Origin of the sequence: Azospirillum sp., from assembly GCF_035628975.1 — a bacterium.
Classification (GTDB): Bacteria; Pseudomonadota; Alphaproteobacteria; order Azospirillales; family Azospirillaceae; genus Azospirillum.
On record NZ_DASPIS010000009.1, the window covers coordinates 1 to 7,160 of the forward strand.

Annotated in this window: 6 protein-coding genes and 1 tRNA gene; 3 read left to right on the forward strand and 4 right to left on the reverse strand. The window is 67.7% G+C overall.

Annotated features, from left to right (window positions below; translation table 11 throughout):
• Nucleotides 1-64: 64 nt before the first annotated feature.
• Together VD964_RS02560 and VD964_RS02565 are read left to right on the forward strand one after the other, a co-directional pair.
• Nucleotides 65-141 (forward strand) — tRNA-Asp (locus VD964_RS02560).
• 190 nt (nt 142-331) lie between these two features.
• The gene (locus tag VD964_RS02565) at nt 332-1,078 is read left to right on the forward strand and encodes a glucose 1-dehydrogenase (protein ID WP_324865238.1); all 747 of its coding nucleotides are present in this window, start codon (nt 332-334) and stop codon (nt 1,076-1,078) included.
• Nucleotides 1,079-1,185: 107 nt separating this feature from the next.
• On the opposite strand, the gene VD964_RS02570 is transcribed toward VD964_RS02565, so the two are convergent.
• Together VD964_RS02570 and VD964_RS02575 are read right to left on the reverse strand one after the other, a co-directional pair.
• Complete coding sequence (locus tag VD964_RS02570) at nt 1,186-1,812, reverse strand: DUF3306 domain-containing protein (protein WP_324865240.1); 627 nt, start codon at nt 1,810-1,812, stop codon at nt 1,186-1,188.
• A complete protein-coding gene (locus VD964_RS02575; RefSeq protein ID WP_324865242.1) occupies nt 1,805-2,371 on the reverse strand; it encodes a DUF3305 domain-containing protein in 567 nt (188 codons plus the stop codon). The genes VD964_RS02570 and VD964_RS02575 overlap by 8 nt, the downstream gene beginning before the upstream one ends.
• 121 nt (nt 2,372-2,492) lie before the next feature.
• Between VD964_RS02575 and VD964_RS02580 the strand changes: the two genes are divergently transcribed.
• The gene (locus tag VD964_RS02580) at nt 2,493-2,906 is read left to right on the forward strand and encodes a hypothetical protein (protein WP_324865244.1); all 414 of its coding nucleotides are present in this window, start codon (nt 2,493-2,495) and stop codon (nt 2,904-2,906) included.
• 6 nt (nt 2,907-2,912) lie between these two features.
• Here the strand turns inward: VD964_RS02580 and VD964_RS02585 are convergent, their stop codons facing one another.
• Both VD964_RS02585 and VD964_RS02590 read right to left on the reverse strand, forming a co-directional pair.
• Complete coding sequence (locus VD964_RS02585; protein WP_324865246.1) at nt 2,913-3,644, reverse strand: phytochelatin synthase family protein; 732 nt, start codon at nt 3,642-3,644, stop codon at nt 2,913-2,915.
• Between the two features lie 307 nt (nt 3,645-3,951).
• The gene (locus VD964_RS02590; RefSeq protein WP_324865248.1) at nt 3,952-7,101 is read right to left on the reverse strand and encodes a carbohydrate-binding domain-containing protein; all 3,150 of its coding nucleotides are present in this window, start codon (nt 7,099-7,101) and stop codon (nt 3,952-3,954) included.
• Nucleotides 7,102-7,160 lie beyond the last annotated feature (59 nt).

The following is a 7,160-nucleotide window of genomic DNA, read 5'->3' on the forward strand; positions in this document are numbered from 1 at the left end:
TGGTAGAGCAGCGGACTGTTAATCCGCTTGTCGCTGGTTCGAGTCCAGCACCGGGAGCCATCGCGCGGGTGTAGCTCAGTTGGTTAGAGCGCCGGCCTGTCACGCCGGAGGCCGCGGGTTCAAGTCCCGTCACTCGCGCCATTCTCTCCTATATCTCTCCAAATCGATGTAGCGGATGATGGCGACTGCCCCACCGGGCGGCTTCGCGCTATCATGCGTTCTTCGCCGTGTTCACGATGCGGCCGAAAGCGCCGGTTCCCTGTTGTACGGAGTCCGCGCGCCCAACGGCCGCGCGCTTTTGGGAACGCGAATTGCCGGGGAGGAACCGCTCATGCGTTTGTCAGGGAAAGTCGCCGTCATCACCGGTGGCGGATCGGGCTTCGGCGAGGGCATCGCCCGACGCTTCGCCGCCGAAGGCGCCCGCGTCATCGTCGCCGACCTGGACGAGGCGGCGGCCGGCCGGGTGGCCGACAGCCTGGGCGAGACGGCGCTGGCCGTGCGCGCCGACGTCGCGGTGGGGGAGGATTACGGGGCGATCGTCTCCACGGCGATCGGCGAGTTCGGTCGGCTCGACATCCTGGTCAACAATGCCGGCTACACCCACCGCTACGGCTCGATGCTGGAGGTGGACGAGGCCACCTTCGACCGCATCTATGCCGTCAACGTGAAGTCGATCTATCACGGCGCCCTCCATGCCGTGCCGGTATTCCGCGCCCAGGGCGGCGGCGTGATCCTGAACATCGCCTCCACCGCCGGCCTGCGGCCGCGGCCGAACCTGACCTGGTACAACGGCTCCAAGGGGGCGGTCATCACCCTGACCAAGTCGATGGCCGCCGAACTGGCCCCCGACCGCATCCGCGTCTGCGCCATCGCCCCCGTGGCGGGCGAGACCGGCATGCTCCACCGCTTCATGGGGCAGGATACGCCGGAACGCCGTGAGCAATTCCTGCGCAGCATCCCGCTCGGCCGCCTGTCGACACCCGACGACATTGCCAACTCCGCGCTCTACCTCTGTTCCGACGAGGCGGATTTCCTGACCGGCGTGTGCCTGGAGGTGGATGGCGGGCGGTGCGTGTGAGGGAAGTTCCCAACTGACTTCTCCCTCTCCCCCCTGGGGAGAGGGTCGGGGTGAGGGGGATGCACGGCGGGACCTTTGGGAAAATCCCAGGGTGCTCCCCCCTCACCCTAACCCTCTCCCCGGGGGGGAGAGGGGATTACCGCTGCATCGCGATGTGTGTGAATCCGGCAGTCGCCCAGCGGGGGAGGGTTGGGGTGGGGGCAAGTGGTGTCGACAGGAACGTCGGCGTCAGCCGATTCCCCCTCCGCCGGAACGTTAGCAACCACCACCTCGTCCTCTTCAACCAGGTCCTCCTCCCGCTTCTCGTCGGGCAGCACGGCGTCGAGCAGGCGGGCGATGTCGTCGGTGGGCCGCAGGGCGCCATAGCCGGGGGCGTTGTAGTCCCAGTCATATTCGGCGAAGCCGCGGAAGCCGGCGATGGCCGGGTCGCTGGCCCAGGCCTTGCGCAGGGCTTGGCGGCGCAATTCCTCCGGCACGCCGCGGCGCAGGAAGCCGGTGTAGTCGCTGCCGCCGTCCAGGCTGTCGAGCGGGGGCAGGTCGGACAGGTCCGGCGCCTCCTCCTCCGCCGCCGGAGGGGCGGCCGCCATCTCCGCCGAGGCCGCGACCGAGGATTCGTCCAGCCGTTCCGGCACCGCAATCGAAGCTTCGACCGGCACCTCCTCCGTCCGCGTTTCCCGCTTCAGCCGCGACCAGCGGCCGAGGAAGCCTTCATCCGCGGCTGTGGGGTCAGCCATGCCGAGGCCGCTCCGTCCTGCCGTGCCGGGCCAGGGCTTCGGTGTCGGCGCGGTCGCGTTTGCGCTTGTGGAAGGGGCGTTCGACATAATGCCGGGCGACGAAGCCGTCCATCCACAGGAGCAGCGGGATCGGCAGCGCCAGCGGCTCGATCACGTCGTCGCCGGCCTCGGCATGGGCGTCGATCTCGCCGGGGTCCACAGTGACGGCCAGCAACTGCATCCCCGGTGCCGGACCGCCCGGCCGCAGGATGACGTAGGCGCAGGGGTTGCCGCCGTCGAGGTTGTGCTTGTAGTTCTCCGCTTCGGTCGGGAACAGGGCGATTTCGGCGGTGCCGGCGTAGTGGCGCGTCCAGTCCGGCCCCTCCGCCACCACGCTCCAGTCCGGCCGGTCGGGTTCGGGCGGGACCAGCAGGACCGGTTGCCAGCGCGCTTCGATCCAGGGATTGTCGACGCGCCGCAGCTCCACCACGACGCCGACCGTCCGCCGTTCGGCGCGGTCGGGCGGGGAAGCCGGGTGAGTTGCGGGCAAGGCGGGCGCGGACGGGAACTCGGTGGGCATGGGCGGTGTTCCTGATGGGCTGGATACGGACTCCGTCCCCGGTACAACGCGCCGGCGGGCGATTGGTGCCGCCGGGCTCTCGAAAGCCCCAGATCAAAGCCCCCGAACCCAAGGATGCGCCATGCGCAAGTTCGCCGCCGCCCTGCTGCTGTCCAGCCTTCTCGCCGGCCTGCCGCTGGCCGCCACGGCCCAGCAGCCGGCCCAGCATGAACCGGCTCAGCAGCAACCCGCCCAGCAGGTCGAATCCGGATCGAAGGAGTCGGCCGGCGACGCACTCGCCCGCGACGGCAAAGTCCAGCAGAGCCAGGATCCGCTTCCCAGCCAGCAAGGCAACAAGCCGCCCAACCCGACCAGTTCCGCCGCCACCGGCAGCGGGGAGCTGCGGCAGGCGCTCGCCGAGGTCCGCCGGGCGCCACCCGACCTGAACGGCACGCCGGTGCCGCGTCCGAACCAGTGGGCGAGCGAGCCCGACCAGCCCAACGAGCCGACACGCTCGCAGAATCCCTCCGACCTCACCAGCCAGGAAGTGAAGTAACGCCGCCTATCCCGACACCCGGCGGGCACGGACGCGGATCAGGCCGCTGCCCTCCGGATCGGCACGGTCCGGCTTCAGCATGGCATCCAGCAGCCGGGCGTCGCCGGTCCAATAGGGCACGTACCACAGGCGGTCGGGGTCCATCACCAGCGCGCGCCGCGTCGCCGGATCATAGGCCCCCAGCGGCGCGATATGGCCGACGCCGATGTCGCCGGTCAGCGTCCCCTGGTCGAAGGCCAGCAGGATGATGTCGTCGGCGCTGCGCTCGTTCTCGGTCAGGATGCGGCGCAGTTCCGCCAGCGTGGCGGGGGAGGCGTCGCGCGGGCGCCAGACCTCCACCTCCGCGTCGATGCCGTAGGCGGCGAGGCTGCGGCGGACATAGCGCTCCAGTTCGCCGAAGGAGACGCCCTCGCCATCCTCGGCGGTGGCGGCGCGCCAATGGTCGTCGTCCAGACGGTCGAGCAGTTGCCGGCCGGTCACCAGCCGCTCCGACGCCAGTGCCGGCAGACCGCGCAGGGCGTTCAGCATCATCGTCACGCTGGCCAGCGAACAGGAGGCGCTGGTCGTCTGCGGCACGTAAAAGGGGCTGAGCGCCCAGTAATCGGGCGCAGGGGCGCTGCGGAGATGGTCGGCGGCGCGGGTGATCGGCACCGCGTCGGGGCCGAATTTCGGCTTCTGGTCTTCCTGCGCCAAGGCCGGCACCGGGCCGGCGATGCACATCAGGAGGCCGGCCACCATCGCCGCCACCCTCCCGCCTGCTGCCCCGCCTGCTGTCCCCGCAATCCTGCTCATCTGCATCATCAATGGAAACGGTCTCTGTCCGTCCGGTCTCGATCGGGAATCCGCATATGGTGCGCGGCAAGGCTGGAGCCAAGCCGGGGCAATGTGCCATGCCGGAAACGCGGATGGACGAACGCCGAAGGGCGGAACCCGTCCTGCCCGACACCGTCGAGCAGGGCAGGCTCCGCCCACCGGACTCCGCCCATCGCCGGGATCGGCGCACCGGAGGGATCAGCCTCCGGTGCCGCCATCCGGGATCGTGCGATCAGACGCCGTCCCAGAACTGCTCCATCCCGGCCGCCGCCGTGCCGACGACGCCCATCTTCGACCAGGCGAGGTCGTGGATGCCCATCGCGAAGGCGGGCGAGGACGCCTGCAGCGAGTAGTCGCCCCAATAGGCGTTGGTGAACATCGGCTTGGCGCTGACGTCGTGGTCGCCGTACTTCGGCACGTTGTAGACCAGGTTCTGGTCGATGACGAAGTCGTTGGCGCTCAGCAGTTCGGTGTAGTCGTCCAGCGGCAGGGTTCCCATCACCACGTTCTTGGTGATCGTGTTGTTGTGCGGGTCACCGGCCGTGCCGTGCACCGGCTGCCATTCGATGCGGATGAAGTCTTCCTTGTTGCTGGCGATGACCGAGAAGTTGTTGGTCACCACGTTGTTGTCGCCGCCGTGGATCTGCACCGAGGCCCAGTCGGCATCCTTGATGAAGTTGTCCCGGACGGTGACGCCGCCGGCCATGTCGTCCAGATAGATGCCGAAGCCCTTCTGGCCGTACATCCAGGTATCCTGGGCGCTGGTGGCGAGGCCGTTGGCATGCTCGATCCGGTTGCCCTGGATGATCAGGCCGGTGTTGGTGCTGGACCGGCCGAGGATCTCGATGGCGCCGCCGTCGGCGGTCTCGAGCCCGGTGTAGGAGACGTTGTTGTACTGGATGACGTTGTTGTGGTTGGCCGTGTTGGTGCTGCCGCCGTAATCCTTGAACGAGATGCCGTAGCGGGCGCTGTGGTCGATGTCGTTGTTGGAGATGACGTTGTTGTCGACGCCGGTGCCGAAGATGCCGGACACCGCCTTGCGCACCTCGCCGATGTTGCTGATGCTGTTGGCGTAGATGGTGTTGCCGTTGCTGCGGCCATCCATCTCGATGCCGTTTTCCGCGAGGTGGTTCAGCGTATTGTGGGCGATCTGGTTGTTCGACGAGCCCGAGCTGAGCCGGATCGCCGTGCCGACGTTCAGGAAGCTGTTGTCGCTGATGTGGTTGCCGTCGGCATTGGTCAGCAGCAGGGCGTCGCCGCCGGTGGTGGTGTTCTTGAAGGTCAGCCCGTCGAGGGTGACGTCGCTGGCGCCGGTCAGCTTGATCAGCGTGCCGAGCCGCGGCACCTCCACGCCGGTCGACGCGAAGCCGGAGCTGGCGGCCTTGTACAGCAGCTTGCCGTCCGACGCGCGCCAGGCGAACTCGCCCGCCTGATCGACGTAGGATGCGTTGTTCAGCAGCTTGTAGGTGGTGCCTTCCGCAAACGGCAGCGAGGCGCCGTTCTTCAGCTTGATCGTGCGGGTGGCGGCGTTGAAGCTTTCGATGCTGGTCAGCGTGTCGCCCAGCCGCTCGGCGTCCATCACCTGGATCATCGTGCCCGGCTGGATGTCGGACGCGGTCACCTCGGTCCCATGGGAGCGGATGTACCAGCCGCTGGGCCCCCCCGAGGCGGCATCGGCGAAGCGCCAGCCGGTGGTGACGTCGGCGGCGTCATAGGCGTACTTCTCGGCCAGATGCTGGCGCACGTCGCCGACGATCAGGTCGAGGTTGCTGGCGGTGCCGAGCTTGGCCGAATAGAGGCCGTTGCCCTCGCTGGTGAAGCCCTTCACCACCTCGCCGCCGCTCAGCACCGGCTTTTCGCCGGGATAGTTCTGGAAGCTGTGCCCGTTGTCGAGCGAGGTCAGTTCCAGCGTCTTGGTCAGGTGGTAGGTGCCCTCGCGGACATAGGTGGTGTCGACGGTCGAGCTGGCCCGCATGGCGGCCTGCGCCTTCTCCAGCGAGGCGAAGGGACCGTCGGTGCCGTCGGCGTTCGGCGCCGACAGCTTGCCGGACCAGGTATCCTTGCCGTTGGTCGCGACGTAGAAGGCCGGCTTGGTCGGCGGGGTCGGGACGGGGTTCTGCGGAGCGGGGGTGTCGCCGAACATCTCGGCACCGGCCTTGATGTTCAGGGCGCCGCCCCAATACAGGCCTTCCTGGCCCTTGACCACGTCCTTGCCGTCGACCGCACCCTTGTCATAGGTGACGATGCTGTCGGTGACGGGGACGGTCTTGCCGTTGATGACCACCGACTTGACGAACAGGTTGCGATCGACGCCGTTCACCGTGGCGTCGTTGTCGTACCAGACCTGGACCGTGTGGGCCTTGGTCGGATCGATGTCGGCGGTGAACTTGTAGCCCGCGGTGGTGGAGGTGGCCTTGGCGTCGCCGATCACCTGCCCGTCGACCAGCAGCTTGAAATGCGCCGCCTGTCCGCCGGCCGAGTTGCCGTAGGCGTTGACGACGATGTCGACCGGCTTGGTCGGGGTCGGCGGCGGCGGCGGGACATAGGCGCCGCCGAAATACTCCTCCGGCACGCCGAAGGACAGGGCGCCGCCCCAGAACAGGCCTTCCTGGCCGGCGACCACGAACTTGCCGTCGACCGGGCCCTTGTCGTAGGAGGCCATGTCGGAGGTGGCGGAAATGGTCTTGCCGTCGATGTTGATCGACTTGACGTACAGGTTGCGGTCGACGCCGTTCACGGTCGCGTCGTTGTCGTACCAGACCTGGATCTTGTGGGCCTCGTTGGGGTCCACCTTGGCGGTGAAGGTGTAGTCGGTGGCCGAGGTCGCGTTGACCCAGGCATCGCCCACCACCTCGCCGTCGATCAGCAGCTTGAAATGCGGGGCCTGGCCGCCGGCGCTGATGCCGTAGGCCTTCACCTTGATGGTCGTGGTCATGGTCTCGGTGTCGGTGCCGGTATCGACCGGGGCCGTCGAGAACAGCGTGGCGGGCAGCGCGACGTTCAGCGCGCCCGGCCAGTACATCTCGCTCTGCCCGGCGATGACGTTCAGCCCGTCGATCTTGCCGGTGTCGTATTTCACCGAGGGGTCGATGGCGAGGATGGTCTTGCCGTTGACCTCGAAGGACTTGACGAACAGGTTGCGGTCGACGCCGTTAACCGTGTCGTCGTTGTCGTAGACCAGCTGGAGGGCGTGCGCCTTGTCGGCCGGCACGTTGGCGGTGAAGACGTAGCGCGACTGCGAGGCGGAGGCGACGGTGGCGTCGCCGATGACCTTGCCATCGACAAGCAGTTGGAAATGCGGCCATTTCCCGCCGGCCACGGTGCCCCAGGCATTGACCGCGAAGGTGACCTGGATCGTGCCGTCGGTGTTGGTGGTAGCCATTTTGGAACTCCGCTTTATGGGTATCGCCTTGTTCCGCAGGCTCGTCTGTTAGCCTTAAT

Coding starts and splice junctions, on each gene's coding strand:
- VD964_RS02590 (WP_324865248.1), bottom strand. CDS start 7,101: ATGGCTACCACCAACACCGACGGCACGATCCAGGTCACCTTCGCGGTC.
- VD964_RS02585 (WP_324865246.1), bottom strand. CDS start 3,644: ATGGTGGCCGGCCTCCTGATGTGCATCGCCGGCCCGGTGCCGGCCTTG.
- VD964_RS02575 (WP_324865242.1), bottom strand. CDS start 2,371: ATGCCCACCGAGTTCCCGTCCGCGCCCGCCTTGCCCGCAACTCACCCG.
- VD964_RS02580 (WP_324865244.1), top strand. CDS start 2,493: ATGCGCAAGTTCGCCGCCGCCCTGCTGCTGTCCAGCCTTCTCGCCGGC.
- VD964_RS02570 (WP_324865240.1), bottom strand. CDS start 1,812: ATGGCTGACCCCACAGCCGCGGATGAAGGCTTCCTCGGCCGCTGGTCG.
- VD964_RS02565 (WP_324865238.1), top strand. CDS start 332: ATGCGTTTGTCAGGGAAAGTCGCCGTCATCACCGGTGGCGGATCGGGC.